The organism is Terrabacter koreensis (genome assembly GCF_054783315.1).
On sequence record NZ_BAAGQU010000004.1, the window covers coordinates 1,688,990 to 1,714,571 of the forward strand.

Genomic DNA, 25,582 nt, shown 5'->3' on the forward strand with positions numbered 1-25,582 from the left:
CGGTCAGGCCGGCGGGTTGCCGCGGTCGACCTGCGGCTTCGGCATGCGCGTGCGCCGCATCTGGAAGGCGCGCATGATGGCGTACCACGCATCGCCCTTCTCGGCCTGCCCGAACCGGTCCTCGACCTTGCGGCGGGTGCGGCGCCACATCAGCACCGCGTCGACGATGGCCACGAGTATGAGGCCGTAGACGAGCACGAAGACGAGCAGCAGCGCCCAGTTGGTGCGCACGAAGCTGAGCAGCAGCACGATGAGCATGATCGGAAGCATGAACTCGCCGATGTTCCAGCGGGAGTCGACCGAGTCGCGGATGAACCGGCGGCGGGGGCCCTTGTCGCGTGCGGGGAGGTACTTCTCGTCGCCCACGAGCATGCCGGCGCGCTGCTTGGCCATCGCCTCGCGGCGGGCGGCCTTGTCCTGCTGGCTGGCGGCCTTGCGGTCGGTGACGATCAGCGGACGCTTGTTGAGGGCCTCCTGGTCACGGCGCTTCGGCGTCGGCCGGTTCTTGGCGCCGGGGCGGGCCGGGTCGGTCTCGACCGTGCTGGCGAGCTCGTCGTTGAGGGTCTTCTTGCGTCCGAACACGGGGCCACTCTAAGCCGAACCGGCGCGTAGCCCCGCATCGCGCCCGGGGAGCGACGGGCCGGGTGCGTCGGCTACTTGATGACGAGGGTGCCCTTCTCGCCGCCCGCGTAGTGCTCGGGGAAGGTGCACAGGTAGGTGTACGTGCCCGGCGGGGCCCGGAAGGTGACCGTGTTGCTCTGGCCGCCCTCGATGAGGCGGGTGTGGGCGAGGATCGCCGGGTCGTCGACGTCGAGCCAGTCCTTGTCGTCCCCGGCTGCCTTGCCGCTCGCGACGACCTCGTTCTCCTGGCCGGGCCTGACCAGCACCCAGTTGTGGCCGATCTCGTCCTTGGCGTCCGTGTGGTTGACGAACTTCAGGCGGATCTTCACGCCGGACGGCTCCTCGAGCCGCACCTTGTCGTAGTGGTAGTCGGTCGACCCGTGCGCCGAGCCGACCTCGACCCTGACCGTTCCCGGGGCGACCGGCTGCGTGGCGCCCGGGTCCTGCGTCGCGGTGCCGACCTCGTCCGGGTCGGGGCCCGTCGACGTCGAGGAGGCGACGGACGAAGCATCCGCCGGGGGCGCCGCCGTCGGTTCCGCACCGCCGCTGCAGGCGGCCACGAGGAGGCTGCAGGCTGCGAAACCGGTCACAGCCACCAGCAGGTGACGACGACGCCGCACGAGGCTCGGACGGGTTGCAGTGGTCATCGTGCGCTTCCTCTCGTTGGCAGGAGCGGTGCGGGCCGGGTGCGTGCCCGGAACGCCGGTCAGGGCTCGTCGGGGGACGCCTGGCCCCGCGCCCGTCGGCGACGGAGCATCGGCACGGCGGTGATGAGCATCAGGGCGACCGGCGTTCCGATGGCGACGGACAGCACGCCGCCCGGGTTGGTCGTCGCGAAGGGCTTGACCGTGAGGTGGATGCCGGGGCTCGACACGGGCTGGGAGGTCGCGTTCGGGCCGCTCGGTTGGGGCAGGACGGTGAGGTAGACGAGGTAGTCGCCCTCGAGGATCGCCTCGACCGTCCACGTCTGGTCGCTGGACTCGCCCGGTGCCAGGGCGTCGACCTGCTGGGTGCGCTCGGGCGACCAGTCCTCCGGGTCGACCGGGTCGCCCTTGCCCGTCTTGACGATGTTCATCGCCACGTTGAGCGGAGCCGTGTCGGTCGACCCCGCGTTGGTCACGACGGTGTCGAACTCGATCTCGTCGCCCGCGTTGACCGTCTTGTACTGCAGGTCGACCGAGATCTGCAGGCCCTGGCCGCCGGCTCCGGGTGCCGCCGCCGCGCGGGGGGCCGGCCCGGCCACGAGGGCGAGGGTGACGCCGCCGACGAGCGCGACGACGAGGGCGCCCGACAGGTGCCCAGCCCTCGGGCGCCCGGGACGTGAGGCGTCGCGGTCCAGGCGGACGCGCGGCGCGGCATACAGGAAGAGCACCGCCAGCACCCCGAGGGCGGCGAAGACCGCGGCCAGGAGGTAGGGCATCTTCTCGGCGACGGTCCGGTTGTTGACGAGCACCTTCTCGAGGAACTCGCTCGAGGCCTGCAGCGGGTTGAACTGCTGGATGAGGTAACCGAGGTCGCCCTTCTGGGCGCTGCCGGGCCACTGGGTCGGGATGAGGAAGACGAGGTAGACGACGAGGCTCGCGAACAGGCTCGCCCGGTTGGACCTCGCCCAGATGCTCAGCAGCATGCCGAAGCCGGTGAAGGCGATGGCGAGCAGGCCGCCGAGGAGGGCGCCCAGCAGCAGGCCCTCCGGCACGCTCTCGTCGCCGTGGGCGAGCACCACGACGTAGGGGACCGTCAGCAGGAACGTCACGGGCCACGGCGACATGGCCGCGAGGAACTTGCCCAGGATGATCTGCCGCGGCTCGGCAGGCGTCAGCAGCAGCGGCTCCAGCGTCGCGCGCTCGCGCTCACCGCTGACCCCGTCGGCGCCGATGACCATCCCGACGAAGAGACCGAAGGAGATGCCGCTGAGGATCGTCAGGAAGGCCATCTCGACCGGGGGGATCAGGCTCAGATCGCTCTCGAGCTCGCGCAGCACCGACGTCACCGACATCACGAGGCTGAAGAGGATGAGCAGTACCAGCACGCGGCCGCCGGTCCACAGTTCGACGAACTCGCGCCTCAGCACGAGCCACCAGACGGGGAGTGAGCCCCGGCGCTGCGCCACCACGACCCGTCCGCTGCCCTGTTTGACTGCGACGCTCATGACACTGCCTCTCGGGACTGGTTACTCCGCCGCAAGGCGAACGCGCGGCGCGAAGTGGAGGAAGAGCGCCACCGTGATGACGACCGTCATCACGGTGGGGGCGACCACGTAGACCCATGCCTCGGCGAGCGACCTGCCCTCGTCGACGACCTTGGTCAGCAGCAGGCTTGCGGACTCCACGGGGTCGAGGGCCGAGACCACGACCCCGCCTGTGGTGCCGAGGAACTCGGTTGGCAGCTGCGCGGGGATCAGCGTCCCGGCGTAGACGAGCAGGCACACGAAGAGGCTGACGCGGCTCGAGTCGGACCAGATGCTGACCAGCAGCCCGAGCGCCACGAACGCGACGGCCAGCAGGGTCCCGAGCACCGCGCTCCAGAAGAGGGCGGTCCACGCCACGGGGTCGCCGTGCGACAGCGTGACGACGTACGGCACGGACAGGGCGAAGGCGGCCGGCCAGGGCGAGAGCGCGGCGAGGAACTTCCCGAGCACGATCTGCCGGTGACCGGACGGCGTGAGGAGCAGGGCTCGAGCGTGGCGCGCTCCCGCTCCCCGCTGATGCTCTCGGCACCGATGACCAGGCCGATGAACAGCCCGAAGGTGATGGTGGAGGTGACCGCGACGACGACCGAGGCCTTCATCGTCACGAGCTTGAGGTCGTTGTTCGTCGCCAGCAGGTAGGCCGTCACCGACATGAGGACCGTGTAGAGGGTGAGGAACCTGAGGACGCGCCCTCCTGCCCACATCTCGACGAGCTCCTGCCTGCAGATCAGCCACCACGGGGGAGCCGACCGACCGACCGCCGCTGTGCTCGTGCCGCGGGTGCGGGCGTGGTCGCTCATCGGATGGCCTCGGCGGTCAGCCGCAGGAAGACGTCCTCCAGCCGCCCGCCGCCGCTGTCGAACCCGAGGACGGGCTCGCCGGCACGGATGAGCGTCTCGAGCACGTCGTTCCTGGTCCCGGCCGGCGGACCCGCCCCGTCGGCGCGCAGCCTGACGTCGAGCCAGCCCGGCGAACCCGTCGCGGGGGCAACGTCCTCGACGCCGGGCAGCACCTCCAGCAGGGCCCGGGCCCGGGTGACCGAGTCGGGAGGCACCCGCACCCGCACGAGGTGCTCGAGCTCGGGGTGCGCCTGCCCGACGACGTCGGCGACTGTGCCCCTGGCGACGACGGTCCCGGCGTTCATGATGACCACGTCGTCGCAGACACCCTCGATCTCCGACAGGAGGTGGCTGCACAGCACGACACCCTTGTTGCGCTCCCGGGCGATGCGCTGCACGAGCTGCAGCAGCTCGCGCTGCCCGCGAGGGTCGAGCCCGAGGGTCGGCTCGTCGAGGAACACCACGGCGGGGTCGTTGACGAGCGCCCGGGCGATGCCGAGCCGCTGGCGCATGCCGTGGCTGAAGGAGCCGATGTCCGAGTCCTTCCGGTTCTGCAGCCCGACGTCCTCGAGCAGCTCGGACGCGACCCGTCGGGCCTCGGCGGAAGGCCGACCGTAGAGCTGCGCGAAGTAGACGAGGTAGCCGCGGGCCGTCATCTGCTTGGGGAAGCCGAGCCCCTCCGGTAGGACGCCGATGCGGCGTCGGATGGCGACGGGATGCTCGGAGCTGATGCCGTCGACGACGAACCGGCCGGCGGTGGGCCGGAGGATGGTGGTGAGGATGCGGATCGAGGTGGTCTTGCCCGCGCCGTTGGGGCCGAGGAAGCCCAGCACCCTCCCGGCGTCGAGCGTGAAGGTGAGGCCCTTGAGCGCCACCCTGTCCCCGTAGGTCTTTCGCAGGTCCTCGGCCGAGAGGATCTCCGCGGGTCGGGTGGCTCGCGCGTCAGCAATGCGGTTCATCCTGCCGACCTCCATCTGGAGGTCCGCACCTCGAGGCTGAGGCCGGAAGGCACTCATACGACCAGCCTCTGGTGTCGGCACCTCAGGACTCAGGGTATTCCCGGTGTCGCCCCGTTGAGTCGCGAAGGGAGAGAGTCACGTTCCCCCGGAATGTGCCATTGGGGATACATCGACCGAGGACGACCGGATCCTCAGGTTCGGCGCCGGCGCGACTGCCTCAGGGGGACGAACCGGTAGCGCCCGTGTCGGCTCGTCGTCACGGTCTCGCCGGTGCGGACGACGAGCAGCATGGTGCCCGCGACGGGGATGACGAGTCGGCCCGGGTCGGCGAGCTGGTCGACGAGGGACTGCGGCAGCTCATCGGCCTCGGCGGACACGAGGATGCGGTCCCAGGGTCCGTGCTCGGGGTCGCCGAGGACGTCCGGGAGGGCCTCGCGGACGCTCGCCCACGGCATACGCAGGGCACTGACGTTGGCTGCTCCCCAGCGGGCGAGGTCCGGCTCCAGCTCCACGCCGACGACGGACCCCTCGGGCCCGGTCAGGTGGGCGAGCAGCGCCGTCGTCCAGCCGGAGCCGGACCCGACGTCGAGGACACGCTGGCCCGGCTCGACGTCGAGGAGGCGGAGCATGTCGGCGACGGTGCGCGGCTGCGAGTTGGTCTGGCCGTGACCGATGAGGATCGGGCCGTCATGGGCCGCCCTCGACCGTGCCAGTCGGGGGAGGAAGCCCGAGCGCGGCACCGCCTCGAAGGCTCGGTCGACGGCGTCCATGATCCGAGCCAAGCACGACCCGGCGAGACCGTCACCCCCTCCGGCGGGCGACGACGTGCACGAGCGTGCCGAGGGCGCGGTAGGGGTCGGTCGAGCCGAGCCGCTCCTCGACGTCGAGGAGCGCGGCGAGGTCGGTCCCCTCGGGCGCGGGCTCGTCGACCGGGACGTCGTCGCTGGCCACCCGGATGCCGTACCAGTCGACGACCTCGAGCCCTGCTGCCTCGCAGTCGGCCGTGAGGGAGTCCCTCGTGTCGGCGCGGGCGTCGACGCCGATCTCGTTGCGGTAGCGGGCACTTCGTCCCTCCACGGAGGCCCGGCGGGTCTCGTCGAGCGCGGCGAGCGCTGCGGGCCAGTCGTGGCGGGCGGCTGGCCGCCAGGCCATCGCGTCGCCGTTGCGGGTCACGACCGAGACGATGCCGCCGGGGGCGACCCGGCGCGCGAGGGCGGCTATGGCCGACCGGCTCTCGGGGAGGTACATGAGCACGCCGTGGCACATGACGACGTCGTACGCCGTCGGCTGAGTCACGCTCGCGAGGCCGGCCAGGTCGGTGGCGAGGAGAGTCACGTGGTCCCGCTGGGCGGCGGTGAGGCCGGCCGCCGCCTGCTCGAACGCGGCCCGCATGCGGCCGTCGGGCTCGACGGCCGTCACCGCGTGCCCGAGGCGCGCGAGGTGCAGCGCCTGGGTGCCCTGACCGGCACCGACGTCGAGCACCCGGAGAGGCCCTCGGGGAAGGTGGGCCGAGAGCTGCCGGGTGACCAGCTCCTGACGGACGACGTTGCGCAGGTTGCCCAGCCGTTGGAGCCAGGGGCGCTGACCGGCCACGAACGTGTTGTCTGCCATCGGGCGAAGGTACACACCACGGCCGACGCCGCACGGACCCGGCTCGGTAGGGTCGGGCTCGTGACCACCGACGTACTCACCCCCGACCAGATCCAGCAGCTGCGCGACCGAGTCGCAGACCTCATGCCCCAGGTCCGCGCCGACCTCGAGCAGCTCGTGCGCATCCCGAGCGTCTCGGCGTCCTCGTTCGACCAGAGCCAGGTGGCGCGCAGCGCCGACGCCGTCGCCGAGCTGCTTCGCCGCGAAGGGCTCGACGTCGAGGTCGTCGTCGAGGGCGGTCGCCCGGCCGTCATCGGGCACATCGCCGGCCCCGAGGGTGCCCCGACCGTCACGCTCTACGCGCACCACGACGTCCAGCCCTCTGGGGACGAGGCCGACTGGGACAGCGCGCCGTTCGAGCCCGAGGAGCGCGACGGCAGGCTCTACGGCCGAGGCGCAGCCGACGACAAGGCCGGCGTGATGGCGCACATCGCCGCGCTGCGGGCGCACGCCGGCAACCTGCCCGTCGGGGTGACGGTCTTCGTCGAGGGGGAGGAGGAGTCCGGTTCCCCCTCCCTCGGCACGATCCTCGAGAGGCACGGCGACCGCCTCGCTGCCGACGCGATCGTCATCGCCGACTCCGGCAACTGGGACATCGGCACCCCGGCGCTCACGACGACGCTGCGCGGCGGCATCCGCGTCGTGGTGCGGGTGCAGACCCTCGACCACTCGGTCCACTCGGGCATGTTCGGCGGCGCCGCGCCCGACGCCGTCACGGCGCTCGTCCGGCTGCTCGCCTCCCTGCACGACGACGACGGCAACGTCGCAGTCGCCGGTCTCGACGCCGGCGAGGCTGCCGACATCCCCTACGACGAGAAGCGTTTCCGCGACGAGTCGGGGCTGCTCGACGGCGTCTCGCTCATCGGCTCCGGCTCGATCCTCTCGCGCCTCTGGAACAAGCCGTCCATCACGACTATCGGCATCGACGCCACCAGCATCGACAAGGCCTCGAACACCCTGTCGGCCAAGGCCGCTGCCAAGATCTCGGTGCGACTGGCTCCCACGCAGGACCCCATGGCTGCCTTCGAGCGGGTGCGTGAGCACCTCGAGTCCAACGCCCCGTGGGGTGCCCGGGTCACCATCGAGCTCGAGGAGCACGGCTCCGGGTTCGCCGCCGACGCCGACGGGCCCGTCTACGACCAGGCGCGGTCGTCCTTCGCCGACGCGTGGGGCACAGAGCCGGTCGACATGGGTGTCGGCGGGTCGATCCCGTTCATCTCGGACTTCTCCGCACGCTTCCCCGACGCCGCGATCATCGTCACCGGCGTCGAGGACCCCGACACGCGCGCGCACGGTGCCAACGAGTCCCTGCACCTGGGCGAGTTCGAGAAGGTCTGCGTCGCCGAGGCGGTCTTCCTGGCCCGCCTGGGCGCGCTGCCGCGCGCCTGAGTCACGCGGTGTGCCGGCAGGCCTGCCCTCTCGTCAGGAGGTGGGCTTGCCGGCGCCGCGGTAGCGCTGCTCGCGCAGCTCGAGGGCGTACGCGTCGACATCGGGCATGCCGAGGTCGCGGGCCGCGGCGACCTCGGCCTCGATGTCGTAGGGGACCCGCACGAAGTTGATCGAGAAGCTCTGCGGCACAAGGGAGTCCGTGACGCCCTCGAGGATGCAGTAGGGCGCGGTGGGCCCGTCGAGGTGGTTGCCGACGGCACCGGCGTTGAAGAGCAGGAGGCCCTCGTCGGCCTCGAGGTAGGCGCCGTGGATGTCGCCGTAGCCGACGACGTCGGGGGTCGTGCCCTCCGGCCACGCGTCCGACGGGTGACCGGGGAGGGCCGGTGCCCAGGGACCGGTGAAGTCGGTGTTGGTGAACATCCCGCGGAACTCGTCCATGGTGTGCTCCCAGCGCACGCGCACGAACTCGCTCGTCTGCGAGGCGTGGAAGAGCCGGATCCGTTTGCCGCTCATGACGAGGTCGTACGCGTTGGGCAGCGACACGAGCCACGCCGCGTCCTCGTCGGTGAGCTCGTCACGGGTCCACTGGCCGGCCTCGAAGCGTGGCACGTCGCCGCGCCCGACGAAGCCCTCCCAGTCGCCGATGAGGGAGTCCCAGTTGCCCCGGACCGTGACCTCGCAGGTGTCGCGGGTGCGTTTGATGGCCTCGGCGCCGCGGGGACCCTTGCCGACGACGTCGCCGAGGTTGAGGATGCGCGTGATGCCGCGCGCCTCGATGTCGGCGAGGACGGCCTCGAGGGCCGTGACGTTGCCGTGGACGTCGGAGATGACGGCGATGCGGTCGAGGACCAGGGCCACGGCTCAGTCCTTGTGGGTCTTGCCGGGCAGGGCGAGCATCCGGTCGAGCGCGGCGCGCGCCTCGGCCGCGACCGTCGGGTCGACGTGGATCGGGTTGACGACTCGGCCCTCGACGAGCGACTCGAGCGCCCAGACGAGGTGTGGCAGGTCGATGCGGTTCATCGTCGAGCAGTAGCAGACGTTCTTCTCCAGGAAGGCGATCCGCTGGTTGGGGAACTGAGTGGCAAGGCGCCGCACGAGGTTGAGCTCGGTGCCGACCACCCATGACGTGCCGTCGGGCGCGGCCGCGATCGTCTGGATGATCTTCTCGGTCGAGCCCACCTCGTCGGCGAGCTCGACGACCTCGTAGCGGCACTCGGGGTGGACGATCACCTTGACGTCGGGGATCTCGCGGCGCGCCGTCTCGACGGCCTCGACGGAGAACCGGCCGTGCACCGAGCAGTGCCCGCGCCACAGGATCATCCGCGCGTTCTCGAGCTGCTCGCGCGTGAGGCCGCCGTTCGGGCGGTGCGGGTCCCAGACGACGCAGTCGTCGAGCGAGAGGCCGAGCTCGCGCACTGCGGTGTTGCGGCCCAGGTGCTGGTCGGGCAGGAAGAGCACCTTGCCGCTGCCAGTGCCGTCCAGCCCGACGCCACCGACCTGGTCGAAGGCCCAGTCAAGAGCGGTGCGAGCGTTGGAGCTGGTGCAGATCGTGCCGCCGTGGCGCCCGGTGAACGCCTTGATGGCGGCCGAGGAGTTCATGTAGGTGACGGGGATCGTCTGCTCGGCGACGCCGGCCGCGGCCAGCTGCTCCCAGCAGTCCTCGACCTGGGCGATGGCGGCCATGTCGGCCATCGAGCAGCCCGCAGCGAGGTCGGGGAGGATGACGGTCTGCTCGTCGCTCGTCAGGATGTCGGCGGACTCGGCCATGAAGTGCACGCCGCAGAAGACGATGTAGGGGGCGTCGGGCCGTGCCGCGGCGTCGCGCGCGAGCTTGAAGGAGTCGCCGGTGACGTCGGCGAACTCGATGACCTCGTCGCGCTGGTAGTGGTGCCCCAGCACGAAGACCGAGTCGCCGAGCGCGGCCTTCGCGGCGCGGGCGCGGGCGACCAGGTCGGGGTCGGACGGGGCCGGGAGGTCACCGGGGCACTCGACCCCACGCTCGGTGTGCAGGTCGGTGCCCTGCCCGAGCACGAGGAGGGGGAGCGGGGCCGGTGCCGTCGTCATGCCCAGATCGTATGCCGCCCGCCGGACAGCCGACGTCACCGCCCGGGCCGTCCGGCCCGGCCCGGCGGCATACGCCCCCCCGAGCCCCGGGCATCGGGAGTTGGGGGGTGGGAGGATGCCGCTCGTGCACGTGATCATCGCCCCGGACTGCTACACCGGCACCCTGACCGCCCTCCAGGCCGCGGCGGCGCTGGCGGAGGGCTGGGCCCGCACCGCGCCGAGCGACCGGCTCACGCTGGTGCCCCTCTCGGACGGCGGTCCCGGCTTCGTCGACGTCCTCGCCGAGAGCCTCGACGGCGAGGTTCACGCCGTCGTCACGACCGACCCCCTCGGGCGCGAGGTGCCGGCGACGATCCTCATGACCACCGGCGCGGGCGGTCGCACCGCCTACGTCGAGTCCGCCCAGGCGGCGGGACTGCACCTGCTCGCACCCGACGAGCGCGACCCCACGCGCACGTCGACGCTGGGCGTCGGCACCCTCGTCCTCGCCGCGCTCGACGCCGGGGCTCGCCGCATCGTCGTCGGCCTCGGCGGGTCCGGCACCAACGACGCGGGAGCCGGCCTGCTGGCGGCCCTCGGCACCGGCCCGGCGGAACGGCTCGGCCGCGGTGGCCTGGCACTGGAGGCGACGACCCCCGACGACGTCGCCGGGCTCGAGGCGGCGCGCGCGCGCCTGCGTGGCGTCGACCTCGTCATCGCCAGCGACGTCGACTCACCCCTGCTCGGTCTCAAGGGGGCGAGCGCCGTCTTCGGCCCGCAGAAGGGCGCGACCGAGGAGGAGGCGCAGCGCCTCGAGAACGCGCTGGGCCACTTCGCCAGCGTGGTCGCACGCGTGCGCCCGCCGGCCAGGGACCTGCTGACCGGCACCCTGCTCAAGCCGGAGCGCGAGCCCGGCGCCGGCGCCGCGGGCGGTCTCGGCTACGCCCTCCACCTGCTCGGCGGCCGCCGGGTCTCCGGGGTGGAGGCGGTGCTCGACGCCGTGGGCTTCGCCGACCTCGTGGCCGGTGCCGACCTCGTCGTGACGGGCGAGGGCAGCTTCGACTGGCAGTCGCTGCGCGGGAAGGTCGTGGTGGGGGTGGCCGAGGCGGCGGCACGGGTCGGCGTCCCGGTCGTCGCGGTGCCGGGCCAGTCGCTCGTGGGTCGCCGTGAGGCCATGTCCGCCGGGCTCTCCGGCGTCTACGCGGTGGCGGAGCGCCCCGACCAGGTCGCGGCGGCGCTCGCCGACCCCGCCGAGCGCCTCGCCGCCCGGGCCGCGCGCGTGGCGCGCACGTGGTCGCCGTCCACGTCCTGACCCGTCCACGTGCTGAGCCGTCCGGGCCGCAACGCGAGCCACGATGCACGGATCGTCGGCGCCCCGACGTATCCTGTGGGAGTCGGGAACACATCCGACACGGCATGGGTTGTCACTCCTGACCCATGCTCCACGACGTGAAGGACCAACACATGAGTGTCGAGACGAACGCATCTCCCGCCGAGGTTCAGACCGAGGCTCCCGCCCACGGTGTCGTCCTGACGGACGTCGCGGCCACGAAGGTGAAGAGCCTGCTCGAGCAGGAGGGGCGCGACGACCTCCGCCTGCGCGTGGGCGTCCAGCCGGGCGGCTGCTCCGGCCTGATCTACCAGCTCTACTTCGACGAGCGCACCCTCGACGGTGACCTCGTCCGCGACTTCGACGGTGTCGAGGTCGTCGTCGACCGGATGAGCTCCCCGTACCTCGAGGGCGCCACGATCGACTTCGCCGACACGATCGAGAAGCAGGGCTTCACCATCGACAACCCCAACGCGGGCAGCAGCTGCGCCTGCGGCGACTCCTTCAGCTGAGCCGTCCGGCGTCCCGGCGACGCCGCACCCGAAGGGCCCGACCGCCACGGTCGGGCCCTTCGCCGTTCCCGGCGCTGCCCCGCAGCAGGTGACCGTGACCGGCGCACCCGCCGTGCCGGGTAGGTTCATGCCTGTGCAGATCGCAATCACCGGTTCCATCGCCACCGACCACCTGATGACCTTCGACGGTCTCTTCGCCGACTCGCTCGTCGTGGAGCAGCTCGACAAGATCTCGCTCTCCTTCCTCACCCAGGACCTCCAGGTGCGACGGGGCGGCGTGGCGGCCAACATCGCCTTCGGCATGGCCAACCTGGGGCAGCGGCCCCTGCTCGTCGGCGCCGTCGGCGAGGACTTCACCGACTACCGCAGCTGGCTCGAGCGCCACGGCGTCGACTGCGGCGGGGTGCACTACTCCGAGTCGCAGCACACGGCCCGCTTCATCTGCACGACCGACCGCGACATGGCCCAGATCGCGACCTTCTACGCCGGTGCCATGACCGAGGCCCGCGACATCGAGCTGGCGCCCGTGGCCCAGCGTGCCGGCGGGCTCGACCTCGTCGTCGTCGGCGCCAACGACCCCGAGGCGATGCTGCGCCACTCCGACGAGTGCCGGTCCCGCGGCATCCCGTTCGCGGCCGACCCGTCGCAGCAGCTCGCCTTCTGCGACGGGCCCACGATCGCCCGGCTCATCGACGGCGCCGAATACCTCTTCACCAACGAGTACGAGAGCCACCTGGCCTGCCAGAAGACCGGCTGGAGCGAGGACGAGCTCGCCGACCGCGTGCGGGTGCAGGTCAAGACGCGGGGCAAGGACGGCGTCACCGTGCGGGTGCGGGGCGAGAGCGAGACCGTCGAGGTCGGCATCGCCCGTGAGGTGCGCAAGGCCGACCCCACGGGTGTCGGCGACGCCTTCCGCGCAGGCTTCCTGACGGGGCTTGCGGCCGGCCTGCCGGCCCAGCGCTGCGCCGAGCTGGGCTCGATGCTCGCGACCTACGTCATCGAGACGGTCGGCACGCAGGAGTACGTCCTCGGCAAGGAGCGCTTCCTCGAGAGGCTCGCCGACGCGTACGGCAGCGAGTCGGCCGACGAGATCGGCCCGCACATCACCTGCCCCCGTCCGTGACGAGGCGGCCCCCCGGGCGCTGAGGTGCCCGGCGGGCCACCGCCCGCGACAGCGCACCCGTCGACAGCAGGGAGCCCCCGTGCCCACGCCTCCGCCACCCACCTCGTGGGACTTCGCGCTGGACCGCGTGCCGGCGGGGGAGGACCTCATCGGCATCGGGGCCGACCTCGACGTCGCGACGCTCTTCGAGGCGTACTCCATCGGCGTGTTCCCGATGGGCATCGGTGACCACGGTGCCGCGCCCATCGGGTGGTGGTCACCCGACCCGCGGGGGGTCCTGCGCCCGCGTGAGCTCGTCGTCAGCCGCTCGCTGCGCAAGGCGGTGGGGCACTTCGAGATCCGGGTCGACACGGACTTCCGCGCGGTCGTCGAGGCGTGCGCGGCTCCCGACCGCGAGGGCCGCTGGATCACCGACGACATCGTCGAGGCCTACGACGAGATGCACCGTGCCGGGTGGGCGCACTCGGTGGAGACGTGGCAGGACGGTGTGCTCGTCGGGGGACTCTACGGCGTCGCCATCGGCGGCCTCTTCGCGGGCGAGTCGATGTTCCACCACGCGCGCGACGCCTCGAAGGTGGCCCTCGTCGGGCTCTGCTCGCTGCTGCGCGCCGACGACGACCCGCGCCGGCTGGTCGACGTCCAGTGGCAGACCCCGCACCTGGCGACGCTCGGGGTGCGCGAGGTCCCGCGCGACGAGTACCTCGCGGTGCTCCCGGAGGTGCTCAGCGCTCCGCTGCCGGCGTGCTGGGCCTGACCACCTCGACCACGTATGCCGTGTGGTCGCCCTCGTCGCGTGCCTCCACCAGGCGCTGACCCCGCATGCGGCACCAGGCCGGCACGTCGTGGGCGGCGGCCGGGTCGGTGGCGAGCAGCGTCACGCTCCGCAGCGCCGGCTCGTCGCGGACGAGCCGTGCCAGCCGGATGACGGGCAGGGGGCATCGTTCGCCACGCGCGTCGAGCACGCGGTCGTGGGGGGCTTCCGACGGGCTCACAGGTCACCGACTCCCAGCTGGTCGCGCACCGAGCGGATCGTCGGCGCCAGTGCTTCGGTGAACGTGGCGACGTCGTCGGCGAGGGTGGGCGAGACGGCCGGCAGCGGAAGGGTCACGCGGACGTTGCCGTGCGTGAGCACGCCCATCGCGGCGAGCACGTGGCTGGGCTCGAGGGTGCTCGACGTGCAGGCGGAGCCGCTCGCAACGGCGATGCCCGCGGCGTCGAAGGCGCCGACGACGGCCTCGCCGTCGACGTAGAGGCTCGAGAAGGTCACCACGTGGGGGAGCCGGTCCTCGGCGTCGCCGACCACCTGGGTGTCGGGCACGAGGGCGGCGGCAGAGCGGACGTCGTCGACCAGCGCGCGCGCCGTCGCCGCGTCGGACGGGCGACTCGACGCGGTCTGCTGCCACGCCTCGGCGGCAGCGAGAGCGAGCGGCACCCACGGGGAGACGTCCCAGCGGCCGTGCTCGACGTCGGCCCGGGACCCCGACCAGTGCCACCGCACGCCCTCCCTCACGACGAGGACGCCGAGCGGCGGACCACCCCACGAGCGGGCGTCGCCGACGAGGACGTCCCAGTCGTGGGGCACGTCGTCGCGGCCGAGCGAGGCCATCGCATCGACGACCAGAGGTATGCCGTGTGCTGCGGCGGCCTCGCGAGCGGCGCCGAGCGGCTGCCGGGTGCCGACCTCGCCGTTGGCGCTCTGGAGGGCGGCGACGACGGTGCCCGGCACCTCGAGGGACTCGCGCCACGCGTCGAGGTCGATGCAGCCGGTGGCGTCGACGGCGACCTCGGCGAGCAGCGCGGCGTCGTCGGCCGCGGCGGCTCGCGCCCGGGCCGGCACGAGCACCGCGGAGTGCTCCACCGCGGAGGCCACGGTGCGCGCCCCACGCCACCGGCCGGCATACGCCACACCTTCGACGGCCCGGGAGAGGGCGGTCGGGCCGCTCGGCAGGAAGCTGACCTCGCTCGGTCGCACGCCCAGACCCGCGGCCACGACGGCTCGCGCGCGGTCGAGCAGGGCGGCCGCACGCCGCCCTTCGGCGTGCAGGCGCGCCGGGTCGGCCCACCCCACCTCGACGGCGGCCAGCAGCGTGTCGCGGGCGACCGGGTGCAGCGGGCCGGCAGCCGCGTCGAGCAGGCGTCGACGGGGGGGCGAGGGGGGTGTGACGGGCGCTGCGGCGGGGTCTGCCGGAGCGTGTCCAGGCCTTGTTCCCGGATCGTGACTGACCACGTCGCAACGTTAGCCGCCCCCTGCGGACACCGTGACGAGAGGGACGGTAGGGTTGCCCGAGTGGGCCATGGCTGCCCTATGAGTTTGACGTGAACCACGCTTGACGCGCCCATCGCGCGCCCACGTACGGAACGAAAGGTGCACCTGGTGCCTGAGCACGAAGACACCCCAGCGGCGACGCCGGTGGTGACGCCAGTGGTAGGGGAGACCAGGCGGCGACGCACGCCGGTCCGCATCGCCGGACTCGCGGCCCTCGCGAGCCTGGCCCTGGCCGGCTGCCAGGGTCAGGTGTCCAACGGTTATCTGCCCCCGGTGGTTTCCGACAGCGGTCAGCGAGTCACCGACCTCTGGATCGGCAGCTGGGTCGCCACGCTCGCCGTCGGTGTCATCACGTGGGGCCTGATGCTCTACGCCGCCGTCCGCTACCGCAAGCGCAAGGGCGACGAGACCCTGCCCGTGCAGCTGCGCTACAACGTGCCGATGGAGCTGCTCTACACCGTCATCCCGGTGTTCATGGTGGCCGTCTTCTTCTACTACACGGCGCGTGACGAGGCAGCCCTCGTCGACACGAGCACGAAGAAGGACCTCACGGTCAGCGTCGTCGCCAAGCAGTGGAGCTGGGACTTCAACTACGTCGACTCGAACGTCCACGAGAGCGGCGTCCACACCGAGCTCGACGGCAGCGAGGGCAAGCGCGCCCAGATGCCGGTGCTCTACCTGCCGGTCAACAAGCGCGTCGAGTTCGTGCTCAACGCCCGCGACGTGATCCACAGCTTCTGGGTGCCCGCCTTCATGATGAAGATGGACATGCTGCCCGGCAAGACCAACAAGTTCCAGCTGACGCCCACCCAGACCGGCACCTTCCAGGGCAAGTGCGCCGAGCTCTGCGGCGCCTACCACTCGCAGATGCTCTTCATGGTCAAGGTCGTCCCGCAGGCCGAGTACGACCAGGAGATGGCTCGTCTGAAGTCCGTCGGCCAGGAGGGCCTCATCCCCGTCGACGTCAGCCGCGAGAAGATGGTCCAGTCCGACATCGACAAGATCCCCGCACCCGCCCGCACTGGGAGCAACTGATGACGTCCGCAACGCTCAACCGTGAGGCGCAGTCCCCGTCCCTCACCGCGTCCCGGCCGCGACTGGCCAAGGGGCAGACGTTCGTGAAGTGGGTCACGACGACCGACCACAAGGTCATCGGCAACCTCTACTTCATCACCTCGTTCGTCTTCTTCCTGCTCGGCGGCCTCATGGCGCTGATCATCCGCGCCGAGCTCGTCGCGCCGGGCCTGCAGGTCGTCGACAACCCCGAGCAGTACAACCAGCTCTTCACGATGCACGGCACGATCATGCTGCTGCTCTTCGCGACGCCGCTCTTCGCCGGCTTCGCGAACGCCGTGATGCCGCTGCAGATCGGGGCTCCCGACGTCGCGTTCCCGCGCCTCAACATGTTCGCGTACTGGCTCTACCTCTTCGGTGGCCTCATCGCGTCCGTCGGCTTCCTCACGCCGCAGGGTGCCGCCGCGTTCGGCTGGTTCGCCTACGCGCCGCTCTCCGACGTCAGCTACAGCCCCGGCCTCGGTGGTGACCTCTGGGTCTTCGGTCTGGCCATGGGTGGTTTCGGCACGATCCTCGGCGCCGTCAACTTCATCACGACGATCATCTGCCTGCGTGCGCCCGGCATGACGATGTTCCGCATGCCGATCTTCACCTGGACGGTGCTGATCACCTCGCTGCTCGCGATCCTCGTCTTCCCGATCCTCGCCGCGGCGCTCTTCGCGCTCGGTGGTGACCGCCGGTTCGGCATGCACATCTTCGACGCCGAGAACAACGGCGCGATGCTGTGGCAGCACCTCTTCTGGTTCTTCGGCCACCCGGAGGTCTACATCATCGCGCTGCCGTTCTTCGGCATCATCAGCGAGGTCCTGCCGGTCTTCTCCCGCAAGCCGATCTTCGGCTACAAGACGCTGGTCTTCGCCACCATCGCCATCGCGGCGCTGTCGGCGAGCGTCTGGGCGCACCACATGTACGTCACCGGACAAGTGCTCCTACCGTTCTTCTCGGTGATGACGATGCTCATCGCCGTGCCGACCGGTGTGAAGTTCTTCAACTGGATCGGCACGATGTGGGGCGGCAAGGTCGTCATGGCCACGCCGATGCTGTGGTCCATGGGCTTCCTCGTGACCTTCCTCTTCGGCGGCCTGACCGGCATCATCCTGTCCAGCCCGGCTCTCGACTTCCACCTCTCCGACAGCTACTTCGTCGTCGCGCACTTCCACTACACCGTCTTCGGCACCGTGGTCTTCGCGATGTTCGCCGGCTACTACTTCTGGTGGCCCAAGCTGACCGGCCGGATGCTCGACGAGACGCTCGGCAAGATCCACTTCTGGATGCTCTTCATCGGCTTCCACATGACCTTCCTCATCCAGCACTGGCTCGGTGTCGAGGGGATGGCCCGTCGCTACGCCGACTACCTGCCGGAGGAAGGCTTCCAGGCGGCGAACATCGTCTCCAGCGTCGGCGCCTTCCTGCTCGGTGCCTCGATGATCCCGTTCGTCTACAACGTGTGGAAGACGTGGAAGAAGGCACCGCTCGTGAAGTCCGACGACCCGTGGGGCTACGGCGCCTCGCTCGAGTGGGCGACGTCCTGCCCGCCGCCGCGCCACAACTTCACGTCGCTGCCGCGCATCCGTTCCGAGCGCCCGGCGTTCGACCTGCACCACCCCGAGTCGGTGGCCGGTGGGGCCCCGATCGCAGACCGCAACACCCTCGTCCAGGTGATGGGGCCGGCCGACGTGGCTTCCGAGCGGGCCACCAGCACCGAGAGGCGTGAGGACTGACCGATGCGCGTCGAGACCAAGCTCTTCCTGTACCTGTTCGTCTTCTTCGTGCCCGTCACGCTGATCTACGGTTTCTGGTCCAAGTGGTCCGAGCCGATCGGTGTCACCGCCCTGGTGCTCACCGCCCTGCTCTTCGCTCTCAGCGGCTTCTACCTCTGGATGACCGGCAAGAAGCTGCCGCTGCGTCCCGAGGACAACGCGTCGGGTGAGATCGAGGACGCCGAGGGCAACTACGGCTACTTCGTCGCGAGCTCGTGGACGCCGCTGTGGCTCGCGGGCTCGGGCGCCATCATGTTCGCCGGTCTCGCCGTCGGCTGGTGGCTGTTCATCATCGGCGCGTTCTTCGGTGTCGTCGCGGTGTGCCTCTGGGTGTTCGAGTCCTTCCACGGCGAGTACTCCATCTGAAAAGACAGTCCGGCCCGGCAGGGTCGAGGAGGGGCCCGGTCGCTCGGCGACCGGGCCCCTTGTCGTTCTCCGTCCGGTCGCCCTGTCAGACGACGTCGAACAGCTCCGTGTGGATGCGGCTGTTGCGCACCCCAAGACCCTCCAGGGTGCGGGTCACGGCGGCCACCATGGGCCCCGGACCGCAGATGAAGTAGTCGATGCGCAGCTTCCGACGCCGTGCCGGAAGGTGGCGCTTCAGCATGGGGCGGTTGAGCCAGCCGACCTCGCCGTCCCACCTCTCCGGCGGCTCCTCCAGGATCTCCACGATGTGCAGGTCGAGGTCGTGCACGACGCCGTCGAGGCGTTCCCGGTGCAGCAGGTCGTCGGCGGTACGACCCGCCACGAAGAGGACGATGGGGCGCTCGTCGCGGCGCTCGGCGAGGGTGCGAACCATGCTGAGCATCGGCGTGATCCCGACCCCGCCCGCGATGAGGACGATGGCCTCTGAGGCGAGGCCGTCGACGGTGAACGAGCCGTGCGGGCCGTCGAGGTAGACGCGGCGGCCCGCCCTCATGCCGCTCACGAGCTCGCTGAAGTCACCGAGGGCCTTGATGGTGAACTCCTTGCGCCACGGCTCGGTGGCCGCGGACGCGATCGTGAAGGGGTGCTCCTCGAACACGTGCGGGGACGACCCGATCTTGAGGAAGGCGAACTGGCCGGGCCGGAACGGCACCCCGTCGTGCCCGTCTGCGTGGAGCACGAGCGTCGCCGAGCTGTCCGGGTGCTGCCGGATCTCGTCGATGAGGTACGCGTTCTGTCGCTGACGTCGCGGACGCCACCACCACCGGTAGACCCACAGGCCCACGACGACCAGGGCCAGCACCGAGAACCACAGCAGGACCAGCGCGTTGTTGACGAGGTCGTCGAGCAGCCACACGTGCATGGCGGTCGCGAGCACGACGACGTTGGCCAAGATGATGTGCGAGAGCCGCCAGCCCTCGTAGCGCGGCCGTCGACGCCGGCGCGTCCAGGCGAGCCCGACGATGGCGAGGAGGGAGACGGTGGCGGTGAGGGCGAACCACACCCTCGGCGGGGCGTCGCGCAGGTCGAGCAGCGCGAGACCCTTGGGGGAGTGGGCCACGGCGAAGACGAGGTGCGCGAGCACGATGACGCCCGTGCCGATCGCCAGGGCCCGGTGCGCCCGCAGCACCCGCTCGATCCCCAGCTGCGTCGTCAGGGTGCGCACCCGCGACGGCAGCAGGAACGCCGCCACGAGCAGGGAGAGCGCGATGAGCCCGGTGGCCAGCGACAGCACGTGCAGCACCGGCAGGCCGGAGAGGACCCCGGTGCGTTCCAGCAGCAGGACGGGGATCGCGAGCGCGAGCAGGACCACGAGGGCCCAGCCGAGCGAGGCAGTGCGTCGACGCGGCAGCAGTCGTCTGTTGAGCGAGGTCGTAGCCTTCTGGGACACGGCGAATCCTTCTCGATCCCCGAGTGGACCATCCCCCTACGTAGTCACAGTCTGCCGGTCGGGACGCGCACCGTCCATGCCTCGATCCCCTTGTGGCTGTGGACGATTCGGTGCAAATGGTGGCGAGTCGGATCGAAAATCCCGGTGGTCCCGCGCCTGGTGCGAGGGCCCGCACCGGCTCCGGACATGACGAAGGGGAGGGCGCGCGCCCTCCCCTTCAGTCGTCACTGCTCTTCACGGCCCTTCGGGCTCGCAGTGCGATCGTATGGGAGTGAACATCCAGGGCACCTCCGTCCGATCGGTTGTGTCCCTCGACGTTAGACCTCCTCGGAGGCCTGGTAAAGGGTTCTGTCCACCCCTCGTGCACGCGTAACGGGGGGCCGGCTCGAACGGCCCGGCCTGTGCCCGTCCCCTCTCAGCCCCAGCCGAGCTCGTGCAGCTGGTCGTCGTCGATGCCGAAGTGGTGGGCCACTTCGTGCACCACGGTGATGGCGATCTCCTCACGCAGCTCGTCGCCCGTCTCGCACATCCGTTGGAGCGGCCCGCGGAAGATCGTGATGCGGTCGGGCAGCGCCCCAGCGGCCCACCAGCCGTCGCGCTCCGTCAGGGGAGTGCCGTCGTAGACGCCGAGCAGGTCGGGGTCGTCGGCCGGCGGCTCGTCCTCGACGAGCACGACGACGTTGTCCATGGCACGCGCCAGGCCCGGGGGGATGGAGTCGAGGGCATCGCCGACGGCCTCGTCGAACTCGGCTTCGGAGAGCTGGACCACGGATGCAGTCTCACACACGCCGAAGGGGCACGACCCGTGCGGGTCGCGCCCCTTCGAGGTGGAGCCTGGTGCGCCTCAGTCGTGCTTGCGCGCCTTGATGGTCTCGCGCTCCCGGCCCGCACCGCCGGCCTCGATGGCCTCGTGCTCGCCCGAGGGGGCGGCGGCGTGGTCGTCGTGCTCGTGGTGCGCGGCCTCGAGCTCGCTCGGCGTGGCTGGCGCGACGCGGTCCCTGAAGTAGAAGTTCGAGAACTTCGCGCGCAGGCGCTCCTTGCGGGCGATCGGGCTGTCGACGCCGTTGGCGTCGGTGCCCGCGGTGAGCTGCAGCGGCTCGGGCGACTCGTGCTGGACGAGGACCCAGCGCTCCTGCGGCGTGAGCGGCGCGTGGATCTCCTCGAACTTGCCGTCGGCGTGACGCCAGATCGTGCCGGTCTCGCGACCGTGGAGCACCTTCTGGCGGTCGGCCCGCTGCAGGCTCAGGCAGATGCGCTTGGTGATCCAGAAGGCGATGGGCGGCCCGATGAAGAAGAGCACGCGCAGCGTCTGGGTGATGTCGTTGATCGACAGGTGCAGCTTGATGGCCATGAGGTCGTTGCCGGCGGCCAGGAAGAGCACGACGTACATCGTGATGCCGGCGACGCCGATCGCGGTGCGCGTCGGTGCGTTGCGCGGGCGGTCGAGCAGGTGGTGCTCACGCTTGTCGCCCGTGACCCAGGCCTCGACGAAGGGGTAGGCCCCGATGATCGTCCACATCACGGGCAGCAGGACGAGCGACCCCGGGAAGATGTTCATGCTCCACGTGAAGCCGAACGTCTCGAACTCGAGGAACCCGGGGAGCAGACGCAGCGCCCCGTCGGCGAAGCCCATGTACCAGTCCGGCTGGGAGCCGGCGGTGATGGGCGACGGGTCATAGGGGCCGTACGCCCAGATCGGGTTGATGGTCACGACCGCCGAGATGAGCGTGATCACGCCGAAGACGATGAAGAAGAAGCCGCCGGCCTTGGCGATGTACACGGGCAGCAGCGGGTAGCCCACGACGTTGTTGTTCGTGCGGCCCGGGCCGGGGTACTGGGTGTGCTTGTGCACGAACACGAGCAGGATGTGTGCCGTGAAGAGGCCCACGAGGATCGCCGGGATGAGCAGCACGTGCGCGGAGTAGAGGCGCGGGATGATGGCCTCGCCCGGGAACGCACCGCCGAAGACGAAGTAGGACAGGTAGGACCCGATGACCGGGGCCGACTGCATGAAGCCGTTCATGGCGCGGATGCCGGTGCCCGAGAGCAGGTCGTCGGGCAGGGAGTAGCCGGCGAAGCCCTCGATGCAGGCGAGCAGCGACAGGATGGTGCCGAAGACCCAGTTGATCTCGCGCGGCTTGCGGAAGGCGCCGGTGAAGAAGACTCGGGCCATGTGCACGAAGACCGAGACGACGAAGATCAGCGCGGCCCAGTGGTGGATCTGCCGGATGAGCAGGCCGCCGCGGATGTCGAACGAGATGTCGAGCGTGGAGCGGTAGGCGTCGGACATGGTCATGCCCTGGAGCGGGATGTAGCTGCCGTCATAGACGACCTGGCTGGCGCTCGGGACGAACCAGAAGGTGAGGAAGGCTCCCGTGAGCAGGCAGACGATCATCGAGTACATCGCGATCTCGCCGAGCATGAACGACCAGTGGTCGGGGAAGACCTTCTTCGCGAGGAAGGAGACGCCCTTGGCGGCGCCGACCCGGTCGTCGACCCAGCCGGCGATGCCGCCGAGCGGCTTGGTGGCGGAGGCGCGTTCGTCTGCCTGGCGGTCGCCGGCGCGGAGGGCGTCGGCGGGACGGGTGTCGGTGGTGCTCATCGCGCACGCTCCCAGAAGCTCGGTCCGACGGGCTCGTGGAAGCCCTCGGGGGCGACGAGGTAGCCCGCGTCGTCCACGGTGATCTTGAGTTGCGGCAGCGGCCGCTTGGCCGGGCCGAAGATGACTGCGCAGTCCTCGGTGAGGTCGAAGGTCGACTGGTGGCACGGGCAGAGCAGGTGGTGCGTCTGCTGCTCGTACAGGCCGACCGCGCAGCCGACGTGGGTGCAGATCTTGGAGTAGGCCACGACACCGTCGACGCCCCAGTCCTTGGCCTTCTGCACCTTGATCTTGTCGGGGTCGAGGCGGATGAGGATGACCGCGGCCTTGGCCTTGGCCTCGAGGACGTGCTTGCCCTCGTCGATGTGCTTCTGCAGGGTCTCGGGCATCACGTGGAAGACCGAGCCGTTGGTGACCTCGTCGAAGCGGATCGGGGTCATCTCCGGGTCGCGCATGAGACGGATCGGCTTGCCGCCGTTCTCGGCGGGGTCCCAGATCGTGTGCTTGAGCTCCTCGACGTTGACCGGGCCGAGCGAGCCGGCCACCTGGAGGCCGAGGGGGAGGGCGAAGAGGCCGAGCGCTCCGCCGAGGGTGTACTTGAGGACGGGACGACGCGTCAGCTGCGTCGACTCGACGCCGGCCGTGACCATGGCGACGGCCTTGGCGCGCTGCTCGCCGGTGGAGGCCTGCAGGTGGCGCTCCTCGACGATCTCCTCGTCGGACATGAGCGTCTTGGCCCAGTGCACGGCGCCGATGCCGATGAGGAAGATGGCGAAGCCGAGCGAGAGCCCGAGCACGACGTTCTGCGTCTTCGCCACACCGATGCCGGGGAAGAAGAAGGTCGCCTCGTCGGGGATCGCGAAGTAGCTGACGAGGAAGACCAGCGTCGCGAGCATCGAGAGACCGAACATCGTCGCGACCTGGCGCTCGGCGCGCTTGGCGGCGTCGGGGTGGTCGTCGGCGGCGCGGTGGACGTGCGGCGGCAGGCCCGGGTTCTCGAACTGGTCGGCGTCGCGGATCATCGACGCGGGGAGCAGGTCGTGCCCGTCGCCGGCGGCAGGGACGAGCGCGGTGCTCGTCCCGTGGTCCGTGGTCTCGTGGTCGTTCATCGGGTCGTGGTCCTGTCGTCGTGCGTGATCTGGACGATGCAGTGCGGGGTCATGCGGCCTTCTTGCCGAGCCAGACGGCGCAGCCGATGAGGATGCCGAGGGCGAACACCCACGCGAACAGGCCCTCGGAGACGGGGCCGAGGTTGCCCAGCGTGAGGCCGCCGACGTTGGTCTGCGACTCCTGCGCCTTGAGGTAGGAGATGACCTTCTGCTTGGCCTCGGGCGTCAGGTTGGTGTCGTTGAACACCGGCATCGACTGGGGGCCGCTGACCATCGCCTCGTAGATGTGCTTGGGCGTCGTCTGGTCGAGCGCGGGAGCGTACTTTCCACGCGTCAGGGCGCCGCCGGCGCCGGCGAAGTTGTGGCACATCGCGCAGTTGACGCGGAAGATCTCGCCGCCCTCGGCGATCGCCTTGTTGTTCTCGGGGGTGCCGGGCTCGAGGACGGTCGTCCACTTGCTCTCGGGCACCGACGGGCCGGGGCCGAGCGAGGCGACGTACGCGGCGAGGGCTGCGATCTGCTCGTCGTCGAACTTCACCTTGTTGACGGGCGCCTGGACGTTCGGGCCCGCGAGCGGCATACGGCCGGTGCCGACCTGGAAGTCGACCGATGCGGCGCCGACGCCGACGAGGGAGGGGCCGGACTTGGTGCCCTGGGCGTTGATGCCGTGGCACGACGCGCAGTTGGCGACGAAGAGGTCCTTGCCCTCGGAGACCGCGTCGGCGGCAGCCGTCGGGGCGGCGGCGTTGGCATCCTTGGGCGCCAGGAAGGAGTAGGCGCCACCGGTGACGAGAAGGCCGATCAGCAGCAGCACCGCGATCGCGGCGGGGTGTCGACGTCGGGCGGCCAAGGCGTTCACTGTGGGGTCCTGTCGTCCATGGTGGTGGTGGTCGGGTGAGGCGATGCGCTCATGAGGGCGAAACGGTTGCGCAGGTCAGCGCAGGATGTAGATGGTCGCGAAGAGGGCGATCCACACGACGTCGACGAAGTGCCAGTAGTACGACGTCACGACGGCGCCAGTGGCGTTCGCGTGCGTGTAGCGGCGGGTCGTGAACGTGCGGGCGATGATGAGCAGGAACGCGATGAGGCCGCCGGTCACGTGGAGGCCGTGGAAGCCGGTCGCCATGTAGAAGACGGAGCCGTACGCGTCGGAGCTGAGCGTCACGTTCTCGTGGACGAGCTCGGCGTACTCCATGACCTGGCCGGCGATGAAGAACGCGCCGAAGAGGTACGTGAGGACGTACCACTCGCGCATCCCCCAGCCCTTGAGGTCGAGCAGCTTTCCGGTGCGGGCCTTCTGGCCGCGCTCGGCCTTCCAGACGCCGAGCTGGCACCACACGGAGGAGATGACGAGCACGAGGCAGTTGACGCTCGCGAAGGGCAGGTTCAGCTTCTCGGTCTGCGTGGCCCAGAGGTCGCCGCGCACCGATCGGAGCTGGAAGTACACCGCGAAGAGACCCGCGAAGAACATGAGCTCCGAGGAGAGCCACACGATGGTGCCGACGGCAACCATGTTGGGGCGGGTCGCCGGTCCGTGGTGGGCCGAACTCGCTACTGCGCTTGAAGGAACTGCTGATGCTGTCGCCACGTTGGACATTATTCCCACATTCCTGTCCGGCTGTGCGAGGGACCCCCCGCTACGGGGCCGTTTCTCGCGCGTGTGTAGAGGATTCGTGACCATTCCGACACGAACCCTGAACAGCCGTGCTGGGGGCCGTCCGGGAGCCACCCTCCCACGCCCTCCCGAGCAGCCGTCGGCGGGGGCCACGTCGCCGTCCGAGACCCGGGAGGTCGGTGCGGCGGTGAGTGGGGTCCCCGGTAGCATCGGGCGCATGACCGCCTCGAACGACAGTGCAGCGCAGGGAACACCCACCGAGATCGCGACGATCGCCGCGTCGACGAAGCGGGTGGCCCAGGTGAGCGTGCTGCTCTACAGCGACGACTTCACCACGCGTGACGCCGTGCGTGCCGCTGTCGGTCGCCGACCCGCCAAGGACGTCGAGGTGATCCGCTGGCACGAGTGCGCCACCGCCGACGCCGTCATCTCGTCGGTCGACTCCGAGCGTTTCGACATCCTCGTGCTCGACGGCGAGGCGGCCAAGGTCGGCGGCCTCGGCCTGGCCCGTCAGCTGAAGAACGAGATCTTCGAGTGCCCGCCCATCATCGTCCTCACGGGTCGCCCGCAGGACAGCTGGCTCGCGGCGTGGTCGCAGGCCGACTTGGCCGTGCCGCACCCGCTCGACCCGATCGCGCTGACGTCGGCCATCGCCACGCTCGCTCGCGCGGGCGTGCCCACGGCCTGAT

The 25,582-nt window shown here is 70.6% G+C and carries 27 protein-coding genes; 10 read left to right on the forward strand and 17 right to left on the reverse strand.

All coding sequences use genetic code 11. The features are described from left to right. Positions 1-3: 3 nt before the first annotated feature. The 4 genes from ACYVNR_RS10605 to ACYVNR_RS10620 form a co-directional block, all read right to left on the reverse strand. Entirely contained in the window at positions 4-582 is a 579-nt protein-coding gene (locus tag ACYVNR_RS10605; protein WP_045192560.1) for a DUF3043 domain-containing protein, read from the reverse strand. A 71-nt stretch (positions 583-653) separates the two neighbouring features. Beyond that, positions 654-1,268 carry a plastocyanin/azurin family copper-binding protein gene (locus tag ACYVNR_RS10610; protein WP_461048032.1) on the reverse strand — a complete coding sequence of 205 codons (615 nt, stop codon included), beginning with the start codon at positions 1,266-1,268 and terminating at the stop codon, positions 654-656. Positions 1,269-1,327: 59 nt separating this feature from the next. Beyond that, positions 1,328-2,770 (reverse strand): ABC transporter permease subunit, encoded by a 1,443-nt coding sequence (locus ACYVNR_RS10615; RefSeq protein WP_461048033.1) that lies wholly within the window; start codon positions 2,768-2,770, stop codon positions 1,328-1,330. Positions 2,771-2,791: 21 nt separating this feature from the next. Beyond that, complete coding sequence (locus ACYVNR_RS10620) at positions 2,792-3,259, reverse strand: hypothetical protein (protein ID WP_461048034.1); 468 nt, start codon at positions 3,257-3,259, stop codon at positions 2,792-2,794. Positions 3,260-3,268: 9 nt separating this feature from the next. Between ACYVNR_RS10620 and ACYVNR_RS10625 the strand changes: the two genes are divergently transcribed. Continuing rightward, positions 3,269-3,448 carry a hypothetical protein gene (locus ACYVNR_RS10625; RefSeq protein WP_461048035.1) on the forward strand — a complete coding sequence of 60 codons (180 nt, stop codon included), beginning with the start codon at positions 3,269-3,271 and terminating at the stop codon, positions 3,446-3,448. 157 nt (positions 3,449-3,605) lie between these two features. Here ACYVNR_RS10625 and ACYVNR_RS10630 read toward each other — a convergent pair whose 3' ends face one another. The 3 genes from ACYVNR_RS10630 to ACYVNR_RS10640 form a co-directional block, all read right to left on the reverse strand. Beyond that, on the reverse strand, positions 3,606-4,607 hold the full coding sequence (locus ACYVNR_RS10630; RefSeq protein ID WP_461048036.1) for an ABC transporter ATP-binding protein: 1,002 nt from the start codon (positions 4,605-4,607) through the stop codon (positions 3,606-3,608). A 191-nt stretch (positions 4,608-4,798) separates the two neighbouring features. After that, a complete protein-coding gene (locus tag ACYVNR_RS10635; protein ID WP_458800361.1) occupies positions 4,799-5,377 on the reverse strand; it encodes a protein-L-isoaspartate O-methyltransferase family protein in 579 nt (192 codons plus the stop codon). A gap of 31 nt (positions 5,378-5,408) precedes the next feature. After that, positions 5,409-6,218, reverse strand: a complete 810-nt coding sequence (locus tag ACYVNR_RS10640; protein WP_461048037.1) for a methyltransferase domain-containing protein — start codon at positions 6,216-6,218, stop codon at positions 5,409-5,411. Positions 6,219-6,278: 60 nt separating this feature from the next. Here ACYVNR_RS10640 and ACYVNR_RS10645 point away from each other — a divergent pair, with 60 nt between their 5' ends. Then, positions 6,279-7,646 carry a M20/M25/M40 family metallo-hydrolase gene (locus tag ACYVNR_RS10645; protein ID WP_461048039.1) on the forward strand — a complete coding sequence of 456 codons (1,368 nt, stop codon included), beginning with the start codon at positions 6,279-6,281 and terminating at the stop codon, positions 7,644-7,646. A gap of 33 nt (positions 7,647-7,679) precedes the next feature. Here the strand turns inward: ACYVNR_RS10645 and ACYVNR_RS10650 are convergent, their stop codons facing one another. Together ACYVNR_RS10650 and nadA are read right to left on the reverse strand one after the other, a co-directional pair. Then, positions 7,680-8,504: a metallophosphoesterase family protein gene (locus tag ACYVNR_RS10650; RefSeq protein WP_461048041.1), complete on the reverse strand. Its 825-nt coding sequence runs from the start codon at positions 8,502-8,504 to the stop codon at positions 7,680-7,682. A gap of 3 nt (positions 8,505-8,507) precedes the next feature. Next, positions 8,508-9,710 carry a quinolinate synthase NadA gene (gene nadA, locus ACYVNR_RS10655; protein WP_461048043.1) on the reverse strand — a complete coding sequence of 401 codons (1,203 nt, stop codon included), beginning with the start codon at positions 9,708-9,710 and terminating at the stop codon, positions 8,508-8,510. Between the two features lie 124 nt (positions 9,711-9,834). Here nadA and ACYVNR_RS10660 point away from each other — a divergent pair, with 124 nt between their 5' ends. The 4 genes from ACYVNR_RS10660 (at position 9,835) to aat (ending at position 13,408) form a co-directional block, all read left to right on the forward strand. Further along, positions 9,835-11,001 (forward strand): glycerate kinase family protein, encoded by a 1,167-nt coding sequence (locus ACYVNR_RS10660; RefSeq protein WP_458800369.1) that lies wholly within the window; start codon positions 9,835-9,837, stop codon positions 10,999-11,001. A gap of 152 nt (positions 11,002-11,153) precedes the next feature. Next, positions 11,154-11,531 (forward strand): iron-sulfur cluster insertion protein ErpA, encoded by a 378-nt coding sequence (erpA, locus tag ACYVNR_RS10665; RefSeq protein ID WP_045192555.1) that lies wholly within the window; start codon positions 11,154-11,156, stop codon positions 11,529-11,531. A gap of 133 nt (positions 11,532-11,664) precedes the next feature. Beyond that, positions 11,665-12,654: a carbohydrate kinase family protein gene (locus ACYVNR_RS10670; protein WP_045192554.1), complete on the forward strand. Its 990-nt coding sequence runs from the start codon at positions 11,665-11,667 to the stop codon at positions 12,652-12,654. A gap of 79 nt (positions 12,655-12,733) precedes the next feature. Further along, positions 12,734-13,408 carry a leucyl/phenylalanyl-tRNA--protein transferase gene (gene aat / locus ACYVNR_RS10675; protein ID WP_461048044.1) on the forward strand — a complete coding sequence of 225 codons (675 nt, stop codon included), beginning with the start codon at positions 12,734-12,736 and terminating at the stop codon, positions 13,406-13,408. On the opposite strand, the gene ACYVNR_RS10680 is transcribed toward aat, so the two are convergent. Further along, entirely contained in the window at positions 13,377-13,646 is a 270-nt protein-coding gene (locus ACYVNR_RS10680; protein ID WP_045192551.1) for a sulfurtransferase TusA family protein, read from the reverse strand. The genes aat and ACYVNR_RS10680 overlap by 32 nt on opposite strands. Continuing rightward, complete coding sequence (locus ACYVNR_RS10685; RefSeq protein ID WP_461048046.1) at positions 13,643-14,881, reverse strand: aminotransferase class V-fold PLP-dependent enzyme; 1,239 nt, start codon at positions 14,879-14,881, stop codon at positions 13,643-13,645. Before ACYVNR_RS10685 ends, ACYVNR_RS10680 begins: the two co-directional genes overlap by 4 nt. 138 nt (positions 14,882-15,019) lie before the next feature. Here ACYVNR_RS10685 and ctaC point away from each other — a divergent pair, with 138 nt between their 5' ends. From ctaC to ACYVNR_RS10700, 3 genes are read left to right on the forward strand one after another with little or no spacing between them, the layout of a single operon-like run. Further along, entirely contained in the window at positions 15,020-15,955 is a 936-nt protein-coding gene (ctaC, locus tag ACYVNR_RS10690) for an aa3-type cytochrome oxidase subunit II (RefSeq protein WP_458800374.1), read from the forward strand. Then, positions 15,955-17,715, forward strand: a complete 1,761-nt coding sequence (gene ctaD / locus ACYVNR_RS10695; RefSeq protein WP_045192550.1) for an aa3-type cytochrome oxidase subunit I — start codon at positions 15,955-15,957, stop codon at positions 17,713-17,715. Before ctaC ends, ctaD begins: the two co-directional genes overlap by 1 nt. A 3-nt stretch (positions 17,716-17,718) precedes the next feature. Next, on the forward strand, positions 17,719-18,120 hold the full coding sequence (locus ACYVNR_RS10700; protein ID WP_045192549.1) for a cytochrome c oxidase subunit 4: 402 nt from the start codon (positions 17,719-17,721) through the stop codon (positions 18,118-18,120). 85 nt (positions 18,121-18,205) lie between these two features. On the opposite strand, the gene ACYVNR_RS10705 is transcribed toward ACYVNR_RS10700, so the two are convergent. The 6 genes from ACYVNR_RS10705 to ctaE form a co-directional block, all read right to left on the reverse strand. Further along, positions 18,206-19,570, reverse strand: coding sequence for a ferredoxin reductase family protein (locus ACYVNR_RS10705; RefSeq protein ID WP_045192548.1), 1,365 nt, complete (start codon positions 19,568-19,570; stop codon positions 18,206-18,208). A 415-nt stretch (positions 19,571-19,985) separates the two neighbouring features. Further along, positions 19,986-20,339: a metallopeptidase family protein gene (locus tag ACYVNR_RS10710; protein ID WP_045192546.1), complete on the reverse strand. Its 354-nt coding sequence runs from the start codon at positions 20,337-20,339 to the stop codon at positions 19,986-19,988. A 75-nt stretch (positions 20,340-20,414) separates the two neighbouring features. Further along, the gene (gene qcrB / locus ACYVNR_RS10715; RefSeq protein ID WP_045192544.1) at positions 20,415-22,172 is read right to left on the reverse strand and encodes a cytochrome bc1 complex cytochrome b subunit; all 1,758 of its coding nucleotides are present in this window, start codon (positions 22,170-22,172) and stop codon (positions 20,415-20,417) included. Further along, entirely contained in the window at positions 22,169-23,278 is a 1,110-nt protein-coding gene (gene qcrA / locus ACYVNR_RS10720) for a cytochrome bc1 complex Rieske iron-sulfur subunit (RefSeq protein WP_045192543.1), read from the reverse strand. Before qcrA ends, qcrB begins: the two co-directional genes overlap by 4 nt. 49 nt (positions 23,279-23,327) lie before the next feature. Beyond that, complete coding sequence (qcrC, locus tag ACYVNR_RS10725) at positions 23,328-24,137, reverse strand: cytochrome bc1 complex diheme cytochrome c subunit (protein WP_045192541.1); 810 nt, start codon at positions 24,135-24,137, stop codon at positions 23,328-23,330. Positions 24,138-24,212: 75 nt separating this feature from the next. Beyond that, the gene (gene ctaE, locus ACYVNR_RS10730; RefSeq protein WP_082081097.1) at positions 24,213-24,875 is read right to left on the reverse strand and encodes an aa3-type cytochrome oxidase subunit III; all 663 of its coding nucleotides are present in this window, start codon (positions 24,873-24,875) and stop codon (positions 24,213-24,215) included. Positions 24,876-25,110: 235 nt separating this feature from the next. Between ctaE and ACYVNR_RS10735 the strand changes: the two genes are divergently transcribed. Beyond that, positions 25,111-25,581, forward strand: a complete 471-nt coding sequence (locus ACYVNR_RS10735) for a PleD family two-component system response regulator (protein ID WP_045192539.1) — start codon at positions 25,111-25,113, stop codon at positions 25,579-25,581. The last annotated feature ends 1 nt before the right edge of the window (position 25,582 follow it).